The sequence below is a fragment of the Streptomyces mobaraensis genome (assembly GCF_020099395.1).
Taxonomy (GTDB): domain Bacteria; phylum Actinomycetota; class Actinomycetes; order Streptomycetales; family Streptomycetaceae; genus Streptomyces.
This window is the reverse complement of sequence record NZ_CP083590.1, coordinates 2,060,783-2,079,559: the sequence shown is the minus strand read 5'-3', so window position 1 is coordinate 2,079,559 and position 18,777 is coordinate 2,060,783. Positions and strand designations below refer to the sequence as shown.

General features: G+C 74.6%; 15 protein-coding genes. 10 read left to right on the top strand and 5 right to left on the bottom strand.

Annotated elements, in window-relative coordinates; translation table 11 throughout:
- Positions 1 to 22: 22 nt before the first annotated feature.
- Positions 23 to 706, bottom strand: coding sequence for a glycerophosphodiester phosphodiesterase (locus K7I03_RS08575; RefSeq protein WP_185946127.1), 684 nt, complete (start codon positions 704 to 706; stop codon positions 23 to 25).
- A gap of 93 nt (positions 707 to 799) precedes the next feature.
- Positions 800 to 1,834, bottom strand: coding sequence for an adenosine deaminase (locus K7I03_RS08570; RefSeq protein WP_185946126.1), 1,035 nt, complete (start codon positions 1,832 to 1,834; stop codon positions 800 to 802).
- Between the two features lie 107 nt (positions 1,835 to 1,941).
- On the opposite strand from K7I03_RS08570, the gene K7I03_RS08565 reads away from it, so the two are divergent.
- The gene (locus K7I03_RS08565) at positions 1,942 to 2,778 is read left to right on the top strand and encodes a DUF4190 domain-containing protein (RefSeq protein ID WP_185946125.1); all 837 of its coding nucleotides are present in this window, start codon (positions 1,942 to 1,944) and stop codon (positions 2,776 to 2,778) included.
- Here K7I03_RS08565 and K7I03_RS08560 read toward each other — a convergent pair.
- Positions 2,724 to 3,329: an NADAR family protein gene (locus K7I03_RS08560; RefSeq protein ID WP_185946124.1), complete on the bottom strand. Its 606-nt coding sequence runs from the start codon at positions 3,327 to 3,329 to the stop codon at positions 2,724 to 2,726. The genes K7I03_RS08565 and K7I03_RS08560 overlap by 55 nt on opposite strands.
- 450 nt (positions 3,330 to 3,779) lie before the next feature.
- On the opposite strand from K7I03_RS08560, the gene K7I03_RS08555 reads away from it, so the two are divergent.
- From K7I03_RS08555 to K7I03_RS08535, 5 genes are all read left to right on the top strand, one after another.
- Entirely contained in the window at positions 3,780 to 4,964 is a 1,185-nt protein-coding gene (locus K7I03_RS08555; protein WP_185946123.1) for an ABC transporter ATP-binding protein, read from the top strand.
- A complete protein-coding gene (locus tag K7I03_RS08550; protein ID WP_185946122.1) occupies positions 4,961 to 5,869 on the top strand; it encodes an ABC transporter permease in 909 nt (302 codons plus the stop codon). Before K7I03_RS08555 ends, K7I03_RS08550 begins: the two co-directional genes overlap by 4 nt.
- Positions 5,869 to 6,693, top strand: a complete 825-nt coding sequence (locus K7I03_RS08545) for an ABC transporter permease (RefSeq protein WP_185946121.1) — start codon at positions 5,869 to 5,871, stop codon at positions 6,691 to 6,693. The genes K7I03_RS08550 and K7I03_RS08545 overlap by 1 nt, the downstream gene beginning before the upstream one ends.
- Positions 6,694 to 6,697: 4 nt before the next feature.
- On the top strand, positions 6,698 to 8,110 hold the full coding sequence (locus K7I03_RS08540; protein WP_224346957.1) for an NAD(P)/FAD-dependent oxidoreductase: 1,413 nt from the start codon (positions 6,698 to 6,700) through the stop codon (positions 8,108 to 8,110).
- 128 nt (positions 8,111 to 8,238) lie between these two features.
- On the top strand, positions 8,239 to 8,691 hold the full coding sequence (locus K7I03_RS08535) for a hypothetical protein (protein ID WP_185946120.1): 453 nt from the start codon (positions 8,239 to 8,241) through the stop codon (positions 8,689 to 8,691).
- On the opposite strand, the gene K7I03_RS08530 is transcribed toward K7I03_RS08535, so the two are convergent.
- Complete coding sequence (locus K7I03_RS08530) at positions 8,627 to 9,499, bottom strand: phosphatase PAP2 family protein (RefSeq protein WP_185946119.1); 873 nt, start codon at positions 9,497 to 9,499, stop codon at positions 8,627 to 8,629. The genes K7I03_RS08535 and K7I03_RS08530 overlap by 65 nt on opposite strands.
- A gap of 136 nt (positions 9,500 to 9,635) precedes the next feature.
- Positions 9,636 to 10,988, bottom strand: a complete 1,353-nt coding sequence (gene gabT, locus K7I03_RS08525) for a 4-aminobutyrate--2-oxoglutarate transaminase (protein ID WP_185946118.1) — start codon at positions 10,986 to 10,988, stop codon at positions 9,636 to 9,638.
- A 388-nt stretch (positions 10,989 to 11,376) separates the two neighbouring features.
- On the opposite strand from gabT, the gene K7I03_RS08520 reads away from it, so the two are divergent.
- The 4 genes from K7I03_RS08520 (at position 11,377) to K7I03_RS08505 (ending at position 18,777) form a co-directional block, all read left to right on the top strand.
- A complete protein-coding gene (locus tag K7I03_RS08520) occupies positions 11,377 to 13,824 on the top strand; it encodes an ATP/GTP-binding protein (RefSeq protein WP_185946117.1) in 2,448 nt (815 codons plus the stop codon).
- 138 nt (positions 13,825 to 13,962) lie between these two features.
- A complete protein-coding gene (locus K7I03_RS08515; protein ID WP_185946116.1) occupies positions 13,963 to 15,519 on the top strand; it encodes a PucR family transcriptional regulator in 1,557 nt (518 codons plus the stop codon).
- Between the two features lie 281 nt (positions 15,520 to 15,800).
- On the top strand, positions 15,801 to 17,252 hold the full coding sequence (locus K7I03_RS08510) for an aldehyde dehydrogenase family protein (RefSeq protein WP_185946115.1): 1,452 nt from the start codon (positions 15,801 to 15,803) through the stop codon (positions 17,250 to 17,252).
- Between the two features lie 268 nt (positions 17,253 to 17,520).
- Complete coding sequence (locus tag K7I03_RS08505) at positions 17,521 to 18,777, top strand: sensor histidine kinase (protein ID WP_224346956.1); 1,257 nt, start codon at positions 17,521 to 17,523, stop codon at positions 18,775 to 18,777.

The following is an 18,777-nucleotide window of genomic DNA, read 5'->3' as shown; positions in this document are numbered from 1 at the left end:
GCCGCGCCGTGAGACAGCCGGTTCAGGAAGCCAGCAACGCCCGCAGGGTGCCCACCCGGTTCGTCGTGATCGAGTCGACGTCGGCGGCCAGCAGGCGCCGCATGGAGCGCCGGGTGTCCGCCGTCCACGCCGACACCAGGTAGCCGTCGGCGTGGTGCCGGGCGACCAGTTCCGGACTCACCAGCCCGAAGCGGTAGTTGAGCCAGTGCGGGCGGACCGCGGCGAGCAGGGCCGCGGGGGGCGGGTTCAGGGTGGTCCGGGTGAGGGCGATCTCCGCCTCCGGGTCGGCCCGCCGCACCTCGCGCATGGAGTCGGTGCCGCCGCAGTAGTAGACGCGGCCCGCGGCCCCCGCCGCGTGCACCTCCGCGACGGCGGCGGACGCCGCCGAGGGGTCGGGGAGGTCGACGAACAGCCGCCCGGGGCCGTCGTCCGCCAGTGCCTCCCGCAGCGTCGGCACGCCGCCGCCGGTCAGGGCGCGCAGCTCGTCGGCGGTCACCGAGGCGAGGGCGCGGTCGTGGCCCCACAGCCGGCGCAGGGTGGCGTCGTGCAGCAGGACGGGCACCCCGTCGCGGGTGAGGCGGACGTCGATCTCCACCGCCGCCGCCCCGGCCCGCCGGGCCGAGCGGATGGACGGCAGGGTGTTCTCGCGGTGGACGTACGGGTCGCCGCGGTGGGCGACGGCCTGGAAGGCGCGGGTGATCGGCATCCGCCCATTGTGGCCGGAGGGCGCGCGGTCCGCCGGACGGGCCCGGCGGCCCGGCCGGGCGCGCGCCGCCGGCCATCCCGCGAGGGCCGCCGGTCAGTCCGCGAGGGCCGCCGTGTACGCGTCCGTGTACGCGTCGATCTCCGCGGCGAGCCGCGCCTTGCCCGCCGCGTCCATGAACGACGCCTCGACGGCGTTCTTGGCGAGGTCCGCGACGCCGCGGGCGTCGAGCTCCAGCAGCCGGGCGGCGACCGCGTACTCGGTGTTCAGGTCGGTGCCGAACATCGGCGGGTCGTCGCTGTTCACGGTGACCAGGACGCCCGCGGCGGCCATCTCCCGGATCGGGTGCCGCTCGATGTCGGTGACGGCCCGGGTGGCCAGGTTGGAGGTCGGGCAGACCTCCAGCGGGATGCGGTGCTCGGCGAGGTGGGCGAGCAGCCGGGGGTCCTGCGGGGCGCTGGTGCCGTGCCCGATGCGCTCGGCGCGCAGCGCGGTCAGTGCGTCCCAGATCGTCTCCGGGCCGGTCGTCTCGCCGGCGTGCGGCACGCTGTGCAGCCCGGCGGCGATGGCGCGGTCGAAGTAGGGCTTGAACTGCGGGCGGGGGACGCCGATCTCGGGGCCGCCGAGGCCGAACGAGACCAGGCCGTCCGGCCGCAGGTCGCAGGCGATCCGGGCGGTCTCCTCGGCCGCCTCCAGGCCGGCCTCGCCGGGGATGTCGAAGCACCAGCGCAGCACCACGCCCAGCTCGGTCTCGGCCGCCTTGCGGGCGTCCTCGATCGCCTCGACGAAGGCCACGTCGGGGATGCCGCGCCGCACCGAGCTGAAGGGCGTGACCGTCAGCTCCGCGTAGCGGATGTTCTGCCGGGCCATGTCCCGGGCGATCTCGAAGGTGAGCAGCCGGACGTCCTCGGCGTCGCGGACGAGGTCGACGACCGAGAGGTAGACCTCGATGAAGTGCGCGAAGTCGCGGAAGGTGAAGAAGTCGGCCAGTGCCTCGGGGTCGGTGGGCACCGGGGAGTCCGGGTGCCGGGCGGCCAGTTGGGCGACGATGCGCGGGGAGGCCGAACCGACGTGGTGCACGTGCAGCTCGGCCTTGGGCAGGCCGGCGATGAAGGGGTCGAGCGCTGACATGCGGGCCTCCGGGGGCTGGTCGGTCGGCGGGTGCCGATCATCGTATGCGGGGGTCCTCCGGCGCCGTTCGGGAGGCCGTAGCATGGCGGGGGAGCAGGGGAGGGTCAGTGTCCGACACGGGCAGTGCGCAGCAGGAGCCGCGGGACCGCGACCCGTGGGCGCCGCCGGAGCGGGGAGTGCCGCTCGGCGGCGGCGGGGTCCCGCTCGGCAAGGGCCCGGACGCTGTCCGCCCGCCACGGCACGCGGCCGTGCCGCCGCAGGCCCCTCCGCCGCCGGAAGGCATCGTGCCGCCCGTGCCCCCGGCCCCGACGGGCCCCGGCACCCCGAGCGCGTGGCGGCCCTCCGCCCCCTACGGGACGCCGGCCGGTTACGCGAACGTGCCGCAGCCCGGCTCACCGTACGGGCCGGCGTACCCGGCGTACGGCGCCGCACCCCAGGGGCCGGGCCCTTACCCGGGCCCCGGCCCGGCGCACGCCCCGGGTCTTCCCGGCGGCTCGGGACTGCCGGTGTACTACGGGCCGGTGGCGCCCATGGCGCCGGCCGTCCCCGACAACGGCTTCGGCACGGCCGCCCTCGTGCTGGGCATCGTCTCGCTGGTCCTCGCCGTCTCCGTGGTGCTGGGGCTCGTCCTCGGTGTCCTCGCCGTCATATTCGGGGCGGTCGGACGGGCGAAGGCCGTCCGGGGCGTGGCGACCAACCGCGGCCAGGCCCTTGCCGGGCTGATCCTCGGGGCGCTCGGGCTGGCCGCCTCCGTCGCCGTCTTCGTCCTGGTGCTCAACACCCCGGACGACCCTTCGCACGACGACGACCACTACGTCGACGATCCCGATATCACCGAGATCTCCGACGTGACCTACCGGGCGTCCGGCACGTCCGGCGCCGCCGGCGGCTACGCGGCGGGTGCCTCCGGCCGGGGGCCGCTGGTGCTGTCCGCCAGCCGCTGACGCGCCTCCATCAGCGCGAAGCCCAGCAGATTGAGCCCGTTCCAGCGGGCCGGGTCCGCGGCGCGCTCGTCGTCCGCGGCGAGACCTATGCCCCACACCCGGTCCAGCGGGCTGGCCTCCACCAGCACCCGGCTGCCGGTGCCGAGCAGGTACTCCCGCAGCTCCGGGTGGTGGCCGAACTTGTGCACGCCGCCCTCGACGACGAGCTCGAAGCGGTGCCGCCGCCACTCCTCCTCGTCGAAGCCGCGTACCGTCCGGCCGGCATCCTTCGCCTGCTTGGGATGGGCCGCCGCCAGCACCCGGGCCTCGGCCTCGGCGTCACCGAACAGCCGGGCCTTGCCCGCCATCATCCAGTGCTCCGCCGTCGCGTAGACCGTGCCGTCCACCGTGAAGGGCGACGGCCACCACTGGCTGAAGCAGCCCGGCCCCACCGAGCCGTCCCGCCGCGGCCGGTGCCCCCAGAAGAAGACGTACTTCGGACGCTCACCGCGCGTGACGGCCGCCGTCAGCTCCTCGACGGTCCGCGCGTCCGCCACACCCCTGTTCACCATGCCATTCCCCGTTCCCCTCGACATGCCGACCATTCTGGCACCCCCCACTGACAACGCAGAGTGAATATCGGGGCGGTCCGACGCGGACCGGCGCACCGGTCGGGCGGCCGGCAATGAGAAGATCACCTCGTCCGGTCCGGCGACCGACGGCGGACCGACGGCGACCGATGACGCGCCGTCGGGACCGCACCGCGTGACCCTCACCCCCGCAGCACCGAATCCGTCGTGGAACCAAATCTCCACGACGGAATCTCTTGTTGCGGGCCGCCTCCTCTGCCAGGATCGGCGATCACATCCGTTAGGAGCGACGGCTGGGACCGCTGCGGTCCCGGCCCGAGCGGGCAGCGGAGGAGTGAGCGATGCGGCACCCGCACGGCCCGTACGCGGACATCCCCGTCCGTATGTCACTGTTATGTGCTCTACGCCCCCACATCCGATGGATCCACACCCATGACTGCAACCGCCCCGAGCGGCCCCGGCGGCAGCGGAACCGACGTCCGCCTGGCCGGGATCAGCAAGCGCTACGGCGCCTTCACGGCCGTGCACCCGCTGGACCTCTCCGTCCCCGCGGGCTCCTTCTTCGCCCTGCTCGGGGCCTCCGGCTGCGGCAAGACCACTACCCTGCGCATGATCGCCGGCCTGGAGACCCCCACCACCGGCAGCGTCGTCCTCGCCGGCCGGGACGTGACCGCCCTGCCGCCGTACAAGCGCCCGGTGAACACCGTCTTCCAGAGCTACGCCCTCTTCCCGCACCTCGACATCCACGAGAACGTCGCCTTCGGCCTACGCCGGCGCGGGGTGAAGTCGGTGCGCAAGCAGGTCGGCGAGATGCTCGACCTCGTCCAGCTCGGCGACCTGGCCCGGCGCCGGCCGCACGAGCTCTCCGGCGGCCAGCAGCAGCGCGTGGCCGTCGCCCGCGCGCTCATCAACCACCCCCAGGTGCTGCTGCTCGACGAGCCGCTGGGCGCCCTGGACCTCAAGCTCCGCCGCCAGATGCAGCTGGAGCTCAAGCGGATCCAGACCGAGGTCGGCATCACCTTCGTGCACGTCACGCATGACCAGGAGGAGGCCATGACGATGGCCGACACCGTGGCCGTCATGAACGCCGGCCGGGTGGAACAGCTCGGCGCCCCCGCCGATCTCTACGAGACCCCGCGCACCACTTTCGTCGCCAACTTCCTGGGCACCTCCAACCTCATCACCGCGGACGTCCTCGACGCCTCCGGCGACGACCTCGTGCTGCGCGCCGCCGACGGCAAGCTCGCGCTGCCCGTCGCCCGCTGCCAGGTCCCCGCGCGCCCCGGGGACAAGGTCCTCGTCGGCATACGGCCGGAGAAGATCGCGCTCACCCACGCCGACGACGCCGCGACCGTCCCCGAGGGCCGCAACAGGCTGCGCGGACGCATCAGTTCCGCGAGCTTCATCGGCGTCTCCACCCAGTACCTCGTCGACTCCCCGGTCGCCACGGGCGGCACCGGCCTGTCCGTCTACGCCCAGAACGTCGACCGCGACCCCCGCCTGGTCCCCGGTGCCGAGGTGCTCCTGCACTGGAACCCCGGGCACGGCTTCGGACTGGACGCCGCGCAGCGCATCGAGGCGGGCACCGACGTGGACCTGGGGGAGGCCCCCTCATGACGACGGTCACCCCCGACACCGTCCAGGACGTCACCCCTGCCCGCCGTGGCCGGCGCGTCCCCCACTGGCTGCTCCTCCCCGGCATCCTCTGGCTGCTGGTCTTCTTCGTGGCCCCCCTCGTCTACCAGGCGTCGACCTCCGTCCAGACCGGCTCGCTGGAGGACGGCTTCCGGGTCACCTGGCACTTCGCCACTTACTGGGACGCCTTGAGCACCTACTGGCCCCAGTTCCTCCGCTCGATCGGCTACGCCACCGCCGCCACCGTGCTCTGCCTGCTGCTCGGCTACCCGCTCGCGTACCTCATCGCCTTCCGGGCCGGCCGCTGGCGCACCCTGCTGATGGTGCTGGTCATCGCGCCGTTCTTCACCAGCTTCCTGATCCGCACGCTGGCCTGGAAGACGATCCTCTCCGACGGCGGACCGGTCGTCGGCGCCCTCGACTCGCTGCACGTCCTCGGCCTGACCGACGCCCTCGGCGTCACCGAGGGGCACCGGCTCCTCGCCACCCCGCTCGCCGTCGTCTGCGGCCTCACCTACAACTTCCTGCCCTTCATGATCCTGCCGCTCTACACCTCCCTGGAACGCATCGACGGCAGGCTCCACGAAGCCGCGGGCGACCTCTACGCGGGACCCCTCACCACGTTCCGCCGGGTGACGTTCCCGCTGTCCATGCCCGGTGTCGTGGCCGGCACGCTGCTCACCTTCATCCCGGCCGCCGGCGACTACATCAACGCCGAACTGCTCGGCTCCCCGGACCAGAAGATGATCGGCAACGTCGTCCAGTCGCAGTTCCTGCGTGTCCTCGACTACCCGACCGCCGCCGCGCTGTCCTTCCTGCTGATGGCCGTGATCCTCGCCCTGGTCACCGTCTACCTGCGCCGGGCCGGGACGGAGGACGTCGTCTGATGCGTACCGCCGCCCGACCGCTGCGCTGGCTCCGCCGCCACCTGGTGGTGATCGCCGGCCTGGGCACGCTCGCCTACCTGCTGCTGCCCAACGTCATCGTCACCGTCTTCTCGTTCAACAAGCCCGCCGGCCGCTTCAACTACGAGTGGCGGCGGTTCTCCACGGACGCCTGGACGCACCCCTGCGACGTCGCCGGCCTCTGCGGCTCGCTCTCGCTCAGCCTCTGGATCGCCCTCTGGGCCACCGTGGGCGCCACCGTGCTCGGCACCCTCGCCGCGTTCGCCCTGGCCCGGCACCGCTTCCGGGGCCGCGGCGGGGCGAGCGGCCTGTTCTTCCTGCCGATGGCGATGCCCGAGGTGGTGATGGCCGCCTCGATGGCCACCCTCTTCCTCAACACCGGCGTCGCGTTCGGCTTCTGGACGATCCTCATCGCCCACATCACGTTCTGCCTGAGCTTCGTCGTCACGGCCGTCAAGGCCCGGGTGGCGAGCATGGACCCGCGGCTCGAACAGGCCGCGCAGGACCTCTACGCCACGCCCCTCCAGACGTTCCTCCGCGTCACCCTGCCGATCGCGGCGCCCGGCATCGCGGCCGGGGCGCTGCTGTCGTTCGCGCTCTCCTTCGACGACTTCGTCATCACCAACTTCAACGCCGGCTCCACTGTGACCTTCCCCATGTACGTCTGGGGAGCCGCGCAGCGGGGCACTCCCGTTCAGATCAATGTCGTCGGCACGGCGATGTTCGCCGTCGCCGTCCTGTGCGTCCTGGCCGGACAGCTGGCCGGGCGCCGGAAGAACAGACGAAGAGGCAGCCGAAGGAGCTGAGAACATGGCCGCTCGTGCCATGAACCCTGCCCAATCACTTTCCGACACCGCTCTGCGCCCCTACTGGCTCGACGACCCCGGCCGGCCCGACCCCCGCCCCGCCCTCGTCGGCGACGAGCACTGCGACCTGCTCGTCGTCGGCGGCGGCTACTCGGGGCTCTGGACCGCCCTCAACGCCAAGGAACGCGACCCCGCCCGCGACGTCGTCCTCATCGAGGCCGAGGAGACCGGCTGGGCCGCCTCCGGCCGCAACGGCGGCTTCTGCGCCGCCTCCCTCACCCACGGCGTCGCCAACGGCCTCGCCCGCTGGCCCGACGAACTCCACCGCCTGGAGGAGCTCGGCCGCCGCAACCTGGACGGCATCGAGGCCGCCCTCCGCCGCCACGGCATCGACTGCGACTTCGAACGCACCGGCGAGATCGACATCGCCACCGCCCCGCACCAGGTCGCCGAACTCCGCGAGGCAGCCGAGGAGTACGCCTCCCTCGGCATCACCGGCCACGAGTACCTCGACCGCGACGCCCTGCGCGCCGAAGTCGACTCCCCGACCTTCCTCGCCGGCCTCTGGAACCGCGACGGCGTCGCCATGCTGCACCCCGCCAAGCTCGCCTGGGGCCTCAAACGCGCCTGCCTGGAGCTGGGCGTCCGGATCTACGAGCACACCCCCGGCAGCGGACTGTCCTCGCGCGGCGCCGGCATCGCCGTCCGCACCCCCTACGGGCGGGTGTTCGCCCGGCGGGCAGCCCTCGGCACCAACGTCTACCCGTCGCTGGTCAAGCGGCTGCGCCCGTTCATCGCCCCGGTCTACGACTACGTGCTCGTCACCGAGCCGCTGACCGAGGAGCAGCTGGCGGCCGTCGGCTGGAAGCGGCGGCAGGGGCTCAGCGACTCCGCCAACCACTTCCACTACTTCCGGCTCACCGCCGACCGGCGGATCCTGTGGGGCGGCTACGACATCGTCTACCACTACGGCGGCGAGGTCCGGGCCGAGTACGACCACCACCCGGCCACCTACCAGCGGCTCGCCGAGCACTTCTTCCGCTGCTTCCCGCAGCTGGAGGGCGTCCGCTTCACGCACGCCTGGGGCGGCGCCATCGACACCTGCTCCCGCTTCTCGGCCTTCTTCGGCACCGCGCACGGCGGCCGGGTCGCCTACGCCCTCGGCTACACCGGGCTCGGTGTCGGGGCCACCCGGTTCGGCGCCGACGTGATGCTCGACCTGCTGGCGGGGGAACGGACGGAGCGCACCGAGCTGGAGATGGTCCGCAGCAGACCGCTGCCCTTCCCGCCGGAGCCGGTGCGGTCGGTGGGGATCGGCATCACCCAGTGGTCGATGACCCGGGCCGACGAGAACGGCGGGCGCCGCAACCTCTGGCTCAAGGCCATGGACAAGGTCGGGCTGGGCTTCGACAGCTGAGGCGCCGGCCGGCGTGCCCGCCGGCCGGTGAACCCGGTCGGGGGAATCCCGCGGGACCCGCGTAAGAGCCGCCCGGCCGCTCCCTCCCACCCGTGACGCACCCACGCGCGACACGGAGGAGGCAGCGTATGAGCGGCGGCACGGGGAGGACGAGCGCGGTGGACTGGCTGGCGGCGGCCGCGCCCGATCCCGTGAGCTGCCGGTGGGAGTGGGAGCGCAATCCCTTCGGGATCGCCCTGCTGCCCGCCGGCCGGCTCTGGGACGTCCTCATTCTTCCCGGCGGCCTCGGCCGCCCCACGGCGGACGTCCTGGCCGAGCGCGCCGGCCGGCCCGGGCCCGTCCTCGCCGACGAACGGGCGGGCCGGATCGGCTTCCTCGTCCCGCCCGGGACGGCGGCCCGGTGGCTGGCGACCGGGGTGCGCGGCGCCGGGCCCGGCACCTGGATCGTGGTGCCGCACCCGGTCCGCAACGCCTCCCTGGTCCGCTGGCTGGTACCGCCCGACGGGTCGGGCGTGCTCACCGATCCGGTGGTGCTGGAGCTCTCCCTGCACGAGGCCGCCGCCCGGCTCGCCCGCGGCTGAGCGCCCGGGACAGGCACCACAGCACGAGCGCCGCCAGGCACCAGGAGCCCAGGACGTCCAGCGGCCAGTGGTAGCCGCGGTGGACGAGTGCCGCCCCCACCGCCGCGTTCAGCAGCAGGTACCCGGCGGCGGCGCGGCGGGAGTGGGTGAGCAGCAGCAGCGCGGCGCCGTAGGCCACGGCGGCGGTGGCGGCGTGGCCGGAGGGGAAGAAGCCGTCGTGCGGGCCGGCCCCCATCGCGGGCGGGCCCGGGCGGTCCACGAGCGTCTTGAGGGGGACGACCAGGGCGGGCACCGCCGCCATGGCGAGGGCGACGGCCAGGGCGTGCGACCACGGCCGGCCGCGCCGCAGGACCGCCCACAGCGCCGCGGCGACCAGCACGGGTACGGCGACGGAGGCGTTGCCGAGGTCGGCGAGGAACCCGGTGACCGCCCGCGGGAACGCCGTGCCGGCGACGGCGCGCCCCACCCGCTCGTCGAGCGCGCGCAGCGGGCCGTGCCCGGCGACCTGCCAGGTGACCAGGGCGAACAGGACGGCGGAGAGCGCCGGGAGGAGGATCCTGCGGAGCGGGGACGGCCGAAGGGCCGGCGGCTCCGGAACAGGGGGGGAGGTTCCGAGGCCGCCGGCCTGGTCGGCGTGCCGCTCGCCCCGGGGGGTGTGGAACGGGCGGCCGTCCGATCGGTGAGGAGTCCCGGGGCCCGCTCCTGCCTCGGCCCCGGTCGCGTGCGCGGTGGCACGGCCGCGCCGGCACTGGGGACGTACCGGCGGGGCGTCGTCCGCAGTCCCCTGCGGACGGGGTGTCTCACTCATCTGCAGAAACCGTACGGCAGGGCGGGCGGCGGACGGTAGCCGTGTCACCCGTCCACCACCCGCCCCGCACAGGTTCTTCACGGGCGCCCGTGCAGACGCCCGCGCACGCCGGATCGGAAGGAACCGGACCGGCGGATCAGAGCTGTCCGAAGGCCGCCTCGATGATGTCCAGACCCTCGTTGAGCAGGTCCTCTCCGATGACCAGCGGCGGCAGGAAGCGCAGCACGTTGCCGTAGGTGCCGCAGGTCAGCACCAGCAGGCCCTCGGCGTGGCAGGCCTTGGCCAGGGCGCCGGCCGCCTCCGGGGCGGGGGCCTTGGTCTCCGGGTCCTTGACCAGCTCGATCGCGATCATCGCGCCGCGGCCGCGGATGTCGCCGATGACCGGGAACTTCTCCTGCATGACCGCGAGGCGGGCCTTCATGACCTCCTCGATGCGCTTCGCCTTCGCGTTGAGGTCCAGCTCGCGCATGGTCTCGATCGCGCCGAGCGCGGCGGCGCACGCCACCGGGTTGCCGCCGTAGGTGCCGCCCAGGCCGCCCGCGTGCGCCGAGTCCATGATCTCCGCGCGGCCGGTGACCGCGGCCAGCGGCATACCGCCCGCGATGCCCTTGGCGGTGGTGATCAGGTCCGGGACGACGCCCTCGTCCTCACAGGCGAACCACTGACCGGTGCGGCAGAAGCCGGACTGGATCTCGTCCGCGACGAAGACGATGCCGTTGTCGTTGGCGAACTTCACGATCGCCGGCAGGAAGCCCTTGGCCGGCTCGATGAAACCGCCCTCGCCGAGCACCGGCTCGATGATGATCGCGGCCACGTTCTCCGCGCCGACCTGCTTGGTGATCTGGTCGATGGCCTGCGCCGCGGCCTCGGGGCCGCAGTTCTCCGGGCCGGTCGGCCAGCGGTAGCCGTAGGCCACCGGCACCCGGTAGACCTCGGGGGCGAACGGGCCGAAGCCGTGCTTGTACGGCATGTTCTTGGCCGTCAGCGCCATCGTCAGGTTGGTGCGGCCGTGGTAGCCGTGGTCGAAGACGACGACCGCCTGGCGCTTGGTGTACGCGCGGGCGATCTTCACCGCGTTCTCGACGGCCTCGGCGCCCGAGTTGAACAGCGCCGACTTCTTGGCGTGGTCGCCCGGCGTCAGCTCGGCGAGCCGCTCGCAGACCTCCACGTACCCCTCGTAGGGGGTGACCATGAAGCAGGTGTGGGTGAAGTTCGCCAGCTGGGCCGACGCCCGGCGGACCACGGCCTCGGCGCTGGCGCCCACCGACGTCACCGCGATGCCCGAACCGAAGTCGATCAGCGAGTTGCCGTCCACGTCCTCGATCACGCCGCCGCCCGCGCGGGTCGTGAACACCGGCAGCACCGAGCCGACGCCCCCGGCGACCGTCGCCGTGCGACGCGCCTGGAGCTCCAGCGACTTCGGGCCGGGGATGGCGGTGACGACGCGGCGCTCCTGGGGGAGGGCCGAGCCTCCGGTCAGTGCGGTCATGGTGGGCTCCCGGGGGAAGAACGCGGACTTTTGACCGCAGGCTAAGGGCGGGCCGACGGGCCCGGCATGTTCCGTTCGGGAGAAGTACGGGCGCGCCGTTGTCCGGACGGTACATGGCGGGACGGGCCGCCCCCGATGCCCCTCCGCCGCCCCCGCCGCCCGGGCCCGCCCCCGCCGGACCGGGCGGTGCCGCCTCCGGTGCTGCCCCCGAGCCGACCCCGAGACGGCCCTGAGTCATCCCGGAACTCCACCCGGAGACGCTGAACTCCCCGCTCAGGGCCGCTAGATTGGCCACGCGACGTCGGCCCGGCCCAGCCGGGCCGTACGGCGGGCAGGCAGCAGCAGTGGTGGCAGGGGCAGGACCGGCCGGCGGGGGCAAGGGGCAGCGATGGCGACCGAGGACACGTACGGGGACGCGTACGGCGCGCCTCCCTTCCACGGCGGACGGGCGGCCCGGCCCGTCCCGCCGGCCCCGCGCCGGCCGCCGGCGCCCGGCGTGCAGGACGAGGCCGAGCACCCGTTCCTGGCCTGGCTGCGCACCCCCAGACCGGCCGCCCAGCCCGGCGTCTGGCGGTTCGGCCACCGCCCCAAGCCGCCGGAGGAGCCCGGCCGCACCCCCGGCCGGCAGCTCCTCGGCGGCGCGGTGATCTCGATGCTGTGCGGCTGGCTCGTCTGGTCCCTGCTGTGGCACGGCTACTTCGGCCCGTACTGGAAGTGGCCGCTGAAGGCGCTGGTCCCCGGCGACTGGGACGAGATGTCCCGCGAGTGGATGCTGTCCTCCTACGTCTACTACGCCCTGTGGTTCTGCGGCCTGGTCGTCCTCTTCGCCCGCATCGGCCGCGTCCCCGAGCTCTGGCGCCGCCACGGCCGCCCCGCCTGGTCCTCGCTCAAGCGCCGGACGGGCCTCCGGCTGCCGCCCGCCCTGCTCCCCGAGCGGCCCGACCGCATCCCCCGGCCGCTGCTCGTCCGCCGCGCCGCCCTCGCCCTGGCCGGCGCGGTCGTCGCCTGGGAGCTCTGCTACGACGTGTTCGGCGAGATCTGGCTGTGGCCGCTGATGCGGGTCATCCCGGTCTCCTGGATGCAGCCGCCGATGTTCTTCTACGCCAGCTACGCCTACTACACCCTCTTCATCGCCCTCTTCCTCACCCTCGCCGCCCGGTTCGGCTGCTGGGGCGAGCTCTGGCGCCGGTACACGGCCCCCGACCGGCCGCCCCGGCTCCCCGGCGGACCGGCCGGGACCGTCGCCCCCGCACCCGACGAGGACCCGGCCGACTGGCCCCGGCTGCGCGCCGAGGGCGCCCCCGACGCCGCCGAGCGGCTCGCCGCGGACGCCCGCCGGGGCCTGATGAACGACGTGGACCGGGCCCGGATCGAACGCGCCTGGGAGGCCGTCCGCAACCGGCCCGAGTGGCGGCCCGCCTTCACCGACGCCGTGCTGCGGGCCGGCGCCGCCGCCTGCGCCCACCCCTCCGGCGCCCGCGACCTGCCCGTCCGGGCCGCCCGGCACGACCTGGTCACCGGGCAGGTGCGGATCGGCACCGCCGCCGAGGACCACCGCAACCCCTACGACCACCGGGGCGTCGGCTGGGCGCTGGAGCCGGGCCTGCTCGGCACCTCCCTGCTCGCCGTCGGCCCGCCCGGCTGCGGCAAGACCGCCGGCCTGGTCCGGCCGGTGCTGGAGTCGCTGTGCCTCCAGGCCCTCGCCGGGCGGGCCGCCGTCGTCGCCGTCGGGGCCGCGGGCACCGCCCTGGCGCCCGACGAGGCGTTCGACGTGGTGATCCGCATCGGCCGGCCGGACTCCGCCTACGACCTGGACCTGTACGGCGGCACCGAGGACCCCGACGAGGCCGCCGCGATCCTCGCCGAGGGGCTCGTCGGCGACCTCGCCGCCGCGCTGCCCGGCGGGGACGGCCGCCGGGCGGCCACCGCCCTCGCCCAGATCCTCGGCCCGTACCACGGCGCCCACGGCCGCTTCCCGTCCGTCCAGGAGCTGCGCGAGCTGCTCGACGGCTCGCCCGCGGCGCTCGACGCGCTCCGCGACCGGCTCGCGGCCACCGGCCAGGAAGCGCTGGCCCGCGAACTGGACGCCCGCGAGCGGCAGGCGCGGCGGCCCGGCGACCCGGCGCCGATGCTCGCCGACCGCGTCGCGCTGCTCGACCGCCCGGCCTTCGCGGGCTTCTTCGACACCGGCGACCCCAAGCGCACCTTCTCCCTCCGCACCCTCGAACACCCGCTGCGGGTCCGGATCGACCTGCCGGAGCGCGGGCACGCGGAGGCGTCCCGGATGCTGGCCCGGCTGATCCTCGCCCAGTTCACCGAGTCCGCCGCCGCCCGCGCAGACCGCTCCCTCTTCGCCTGCCTGGTGCTCGACGACGCCACCCACACGGTGACGGCCGAGTCGGTGCGCGGCCTCCAGCGGCTGCGCTCGGCGCACGCCGGCGCCGTCCTCACCCTCCGCACGCTCGACGACGTGCCCGAGGCGCTGCGCAGCGCCCTGCTCGGCACCGTCGGCTGCCGGATGGCCTTCTCCGGCGTGACCACCTGGGACGGCGCGCGGTTCGCCGAGGTCTGGGGGAAGGAGTGGGTGGAGACCCGCGACGTCACCGACCGCCAGATCATCGCCCATGAGCCGCTCACCCGCGCCCTGCACGTGCTGCGCCGGGTGGTCACCGGCCGCGCGGTCACCGCCCAGTCGGTCACCGTGCGCACGGTGGAGCGCGAGCGCTGGTCGGCGTCCGAGCTGGCGCACGGGGTGCCGCCGGGGCACGCGGTGCTGTCGGTGACGTCGGTACGGGGGGTGATGACGCCGCCGGTGCTGGTGAACCTGCGGGACTGAGGCCGGTCGGCGAGAGACCGCGCCTTGTGCTCCGCTGAGGCAGAATCGGTCACAGCAGTTCATACGGGACGGCCCGGTCGCCGTGCCGCCCCGCTCTGGTCGTGCGGGTTCCCCCGAAACCGCCCACCCGAAGGTGCCATGCCCCCCACGCTCGCCTCGCTCGTCCACCACTCCTCCCTCAAACTCACCGTTCTCGCGGGCCGGGAGCGGCTGGACACCCCCGTCCGCTGGGCGCACGTCAGCGAACTGGCGGACCCGGTGCCCTGGATGGAGGGCGGCGAACTGCTGCTGATCACCGCCATGAAGATCGACGCGGCGGACCCGGACACCGTGCGCCCCTACGTCAGGCGACTGGTCCGGGCGGGCGTCGTCGGCCTGGGGTTCGCCGTCGGCGTCAACTACGAGCAGGTGCCGCCCGCCCTCGTCGAGGCCGCGGAGGAAGCGGGGCTTCCGCTGCTGGAGGTGCCCCGGCGCACCCCCTTCATCGCCATCAGCAAGGCCGTCTCGGCCGCCATCGCAGCCGAGCAGTACCGGGCGGTCACCGCGGGTTTCGCCGCCCAGCGGGAGCTGACCCGCGCCGCCCTCGGCCCCGACGGCCCGGCCGGACTGCTCGCCCGGCTCGCCGCGTACCTCGACGGCTGGGCCGCCCTGTACGACGCCTCCGGCGCGGTCGTCGCCGCGGCCCCCGACTGGGCCGCCCGGCGCGCCGCCCGCTTCGGCCCGGACGTCGAGCGGCTGCGCGGCCGGCCCGCGCCCGCCAGCGCCGTCGTCGCACCGGAGGAGGGCGACGACCGGGTCGAGCTCCAGTCCCTCGGCACCGGCCGGCGCGCCCGCGGTGTCCTCGCCGTCGGCACCGGGGCGCCGCTCGGCACCCCCGAGCGGTACGCCGTCCACTCGGCCGTCGCCCTGCTCACCCTCGCCACCGAGCGCTCCCGCGCCCTCCAGGCCGCCGAGCAGCGGCTGGGCGCGGCGGTGCTGCGGATGCTGCTGTCCGGCGAGGCGGAGCACGCGCGGGCCGTCGCCGGGGAGCTCTACGGTTCCCTGCTCGACCGGCCGTTCCGGGTGCTCGTCGCCGAACCGGTGCCGGCGGAGGGCGCCGACCCGGACGCCGGCGACCCGCTCGCCGCCCTCGCCGACGCGGCGGAGGCGGCGGCCAGCAGGGCCGCGGAGCCGGTGCTCGCCGTGCCGGAGGCCGGGCGGCTGGTGCTGCTGGCCCCCGATGGGGGAGCCGCGGCGGGCGCCTGCGCGGACGCCGTGCGGGGGGAGGGCTCGGGTCTCGCGCTGGGGCTGTCCGCGCCCGCCCTGCCCGGCGCCACCGCCGCCGCCCTCCGTCAGGCCGAACAGGCCCTGTCCGTCGCCCGGCGCCGGGGACGCCCCCTCGTCGAGCACGAGGACGTCGCCGCCGGATCCGTTCTCCCGCTGCTCGGCGACGAGGCGGTGCGGGCGTTCGCGGACGGGCTGCTCAAGGCGCTGCGGGCGCATGACGCGACCGGGCGGGGGGATCTCGTCGCCTCGCTGCGGGCTTGGCTCGCGCGGCATGGGCAGTGGGACGCGGCGGCGGCTGATCTGGGGGTGCATCGGCATACGTTGCGGTATCGGATGCGGCGGGTGGAGGAGATTCTGGGGCGGTCGCTGGATGATCCTGATGTGCGGATGGAGTTGTGGCTGGCGTTGAAGGCTTCGCCGGGGGCGTAGGGGTTGTGCCCCGGTCCCGCCCTTTCACCGTTTCTTGCGGGGGCTCCGCCCCCGCACCCCCGGACGGGCTGACTTGTCAGCCCGTCCGGCGTTTGAGGACGAGGGGGTCTGGGGGCTTGCCCCCAGGAAACGGCGAAGGGGCGGGACTGGGGCATCCCCCCCACCGCGCCGATCCGGCGCCCCGCCCCTCCGCTCCGCTCCACCGCGGACAAATGGCGCGCCCCCGTCCGCCCCCTACGGTGAGGGGGCACGCACCCACCCCGTACCGGAAAGGCGGCCCCATGACCTCCCCCGCCCCGCACGCGTTCTGGCTGGCCGGCCGCAAGGCCACCGGCGAGGAGACCTTCGACGTCACGAACTCCTGGGACGGCCGCCTGGTCGGCACCGTGAGCGTGCCCACCGAGGCGCAGGTGGAGGAGGCCGTGGCCGCCGCGCACGCCGTGCGCGAGGAGTTCGCGGGGACGCCCGCGCACGTCCGTACGGCCGCCCTCGACCACGTCGCCAAGCGGCTGGCCGAGCGCACGGAGGAGATCGCCCAGCTGATCTCGGCCGAGAACGGCAAGCCCATCAAGTGGGCGCGCGGCGAGGTCGGCCGGGCCGTCTCCGTCTTCCGGTGGGCCGCCGAGGAGGCGCGCCGCTTCAACGCGGGTGACGCGCAGCGGCTGGACACCGACCCCGGTTCCACCGGCCGCCTGGCCCTCACCCGCCGCTTCCCGCGCGGCGTCGTGCTCGGCATCGCGCCGTTCAACTTCCCGCTGAACCTGGCCGCGCACAAGGTCGCGCCCGCCATCGCGGTCGGTGCGCCGATCATCCTCAAGCCGGCCCCGGCGACCCCGCTGTCCTCGCTGGTCCTCGGCGAGCTGCTGGCCGAGACGGAGCTGCCGGCCGGTTCCTGGAGCGTCCTGACCGTTCCCAACGACCGGATGCCGGCCCTCGTCCAGGACGAGCGGCTGCCGGTGATCTCGTTCACCGGTTCCGGTCCGGTCGGCTGGTCCATCCTGGACTCGGCGCCGCGCAAGCACGTCACCCTGGAGCTGGGCGGCAACGGCGCGGCCGTCGTCCTGGCGGACTGGTCCTCCGAGGCGGACCTGGACTGGGCGGCGCAGCGCGTCGCCACCTTCTCCAACTACCAGGGCGGCCAGTCCTGCATCTCGGTGCAGCGCGTGATCGCCGACGCGTCGCTGTACGAGCGCCTGGTGCCCAAGGTCGTCGCGGCCGTCGAGGCCCAGGTGACCGGCGACCCGTCGGACGCGGCCACCGACGTCGGCCCGCTGGTCAGCGAGGACGCCGCCAAGCGCGTCGAGTCGTGGGTGGACGAGGCCGTCGCCGCGGGCGCGAAGCTGCTCGCCGGCGGCAAGCGCGAGGGCGCCAGCTACGCCCCGACCGTGCTCGCGGACGTCCCGGCCGGTGTGACCATCGCCTGCGAGGAGGTCTTCGGACCGGTGCTGACCCTCTCCAAGGCCGACGGCGAGGAGGCCGCCTTCGCGGCGGTCAACGACTCGCCCTACGGCCTCCAGGCGGGCGTCTTCACCCACGACCTCCAGACCGCCTTCCGCGCCCACCGCGCGCTGGAGACCGGCGGCGTGGTCATCGGCGACGTCCCCTCGTACCGCGCCGACCAGATGCCGTACGGCGGCGCCAAGCAGTCCGGCGTGGGCCGCGAGGGCGTGCGCTACGCCATGGACGACTACACCTACGAGCGGGTCCTCGTCCTGACCGGCCTGGCTCTCTGAGCACGTCAGTGCGCTCCGGGCCGATGACCCGGAGCGCACTGTTCCCCCGTGCCGCCGGCACGTTCCCCCGATTTTCCCCCGTGAAGAGCTCCGGGGTGCCGACGGGAACGACTCTAGGGACCCGGCGGGCGGGACCCATCCCCTCGCCGGTTGAATCCCGGGTCAACCCCTGCGGTATCCGGGCCCGTTCCCTCCACCCGCCGCGGCAGGCGGCACGGCCCGCGCCCGGCCGATGCCGGTCCGCGCGCCGCGCGGGTACGCTGCGGCGGTGCGGACGGCAGGGGCGGCAGCGGCGCGGTCGCGCGCGTGGATGCGGACGCTGGAACGGCGGTCCGCCGCCTGGCCGTTGTGGGTGCGGGACGCGCCGCTGGCGGTGTGCTGCGCCATCGCCACGGTGGTCTACGTCAGCACGCCGTCGCCCGCGAACGACCTCTGGAAACGGCCCGACGCCCTGGCCTACGGGCTGATCTGCGTCATCAACCTGAGCCTGGCCGCTCGCCGGCTGGCGCCCGTCCTCACGTTCGCCCTGACCAGCACCCTGTGGATGGTGTTCGTCGCCGCCGGATACTGGCCGATCGTCAACAGCCTCTGCCCGATGGTGACGCTGTACGCGGTCGCGGCGAGCCGCCCCGCGCCGGTGGCCATGGTCTGCGGCGTCTGCTGCGCCGGGTGCGCCGTGCTCTCCTCGGTACTCGGCGACACCGACGACCTGGTGACCACGATCGCCCAGGCCGCGGTGATGCTCCTCATCATCCTGAAGTTCGGCGGCAACGCGCGCCAGCTCGCCCAGCGCAACGCCGAGTTGTCCCGCCTGGCGGCCCAACTCCGCCGGGAGCGCGAGGAGAACGCCCGCCGCGCCGTCGCCGAGGAGCGGGTCCGCATCGCCCGGGAGCTGCACGACGTCGTCGCCCACCACATGTCCGTGGTGTCGGTGCAGGCCGGGCTCGCCCGCTACGTCTTCACCAGCGATCCGGCCACCGCCCAGGACGCGCTGGGCACGATATCGGCCAGCAGCGGGGAGGCACTGGAGGAGATGCGCCGGCTGCTGGCCGTGCTCCGGGTCGGCCCGGAGGGCGGGGACGAGAGCGGGCACCCGGAGGGCGACTGCCCGTACCACCCGATGCCCGGCCTCGACCGGCTGGAGGCGACCGTGGAGCGGATGCGGGCGGTCGGCGTCCGGGTGGACCTGGAGGTCACGGGGGAGCGGCGGCCCCTGGCGGCCGGCCCCGACCTCTGCGCGTACCGCGTGGTCCAGGAGGCGCTGACCAACATCATCAAGCACGCGGGCGCCGCCCGCGCGGTGGTCCGCGTCGCCTTCCGCCCGCACGAACTGGAACTGAGCGTCACCGACGACGGCCGGCCCTCGCCCCGGCGGCGGCGAAACGTTCCGGCCAACCCGGTGCCGTCCGGCGGGCACGGATTGATCGGCATGCGCGAGCGCGCCAGGATCTACGGGGGAAGACTCGCGGCCGGCCCGCGGGCGGACGGCGGCTTCGAGGTCCGGCTGACGCTTCCCCTCCAGTGA

Bases quoted from the DNA above. Each gene is read 5' to 3' on its own strand.
- K7I03_RS08575 (WP_185946127.1), bottom strand. From the start codon at position 706: ATGCCGATCACCCGCGCCTTCCAGGCCGTCGCCCACCGCGGCGACCCG.
- K7I03_RS08570 (WP_185946126.1), bottom strand. From the start codon at position 1,834: ATGTCAGCGCTCGACCCCTTCATCGCCGGCCTGCCCAAGGCCGAGCTG.
- K7I03_RS08560 (WP_185946124.1), bottom strand. From the start codon at position 3,329: ATGGTGAACAGGGGTGTGGCGGACGCGCGGACCGTCGAGGAGCTGACG.
- K7I03_RS08555 (WP_185946123.1), top strand. From the start codon at position 3,780: ATGACTGCAACCGCCCCGAGCGGCCCCGGCGGCAGCGGAACCGACGTC.
- K7I03_RS08550 (WP_185946122.1), top strand. From the start codon at position 4,961: ATGACGACGGTCACCCCCGACACCGTCCAGGACGTCACCCCTGCCCGC.
- K7I03_RS08545 (WP_185946121.1), top strand. From the start codon at position 5,869: ATGCGTACCGCCGCCCGACCGCTGCGCTGGCTCCGCCGCCACCTGGTG.
- K7I03_RS08540 (WP_224346957.1), top strand. From the start codon at position 6,698: ATGGCCGCTCGTGCCATGAACCCTGCCCAATCACTTTCCGACACCGCT.
- K7I03_RS08535 (WP_185946120.1), top strand. From the start codon at position 8,239: ATGAGCGGCGGCACGGGGAGGACGAGCGCGGTGGACTGGCTGGCGGCG.
- K7I03_RS08530 (WP_185946119.1), bottom strand. From the start codon at position 9,499: ATGAGTGAGACACCCCGTCCGCAGGGGACTGCGGACGACGCCCCGCCG.
- gabT (WP_185946118.1), bottom strand. From the start codon at position 10,988: ATGACCGCACTGACCGGAGGCTCGGCCCTCCCCCAGGAGCGCCGCGTC.
- K7I03_RS08520 (WP_185946117.1), top strand. From the start codon at position 11,377: ATGGCGACCGAGGACACGTACGGGGACGCGTACGGCGCGCCTCCCTTC.
- K7I03_RS08515 (WP_185946116.1), top strand. From the start codon at position 13,963: ATGCCCCCCACGCTCGCCTCGCTCGTCCACCACTCCTCCCTCAAACTC.
- K7I03_RS08510 (WP_185946115.1), top strand. From the start codon at position 15,801: ATGACCTCCCCCGCCCCGCACGCGTTCTGGCTGGCCGGCCGCAAGGCC.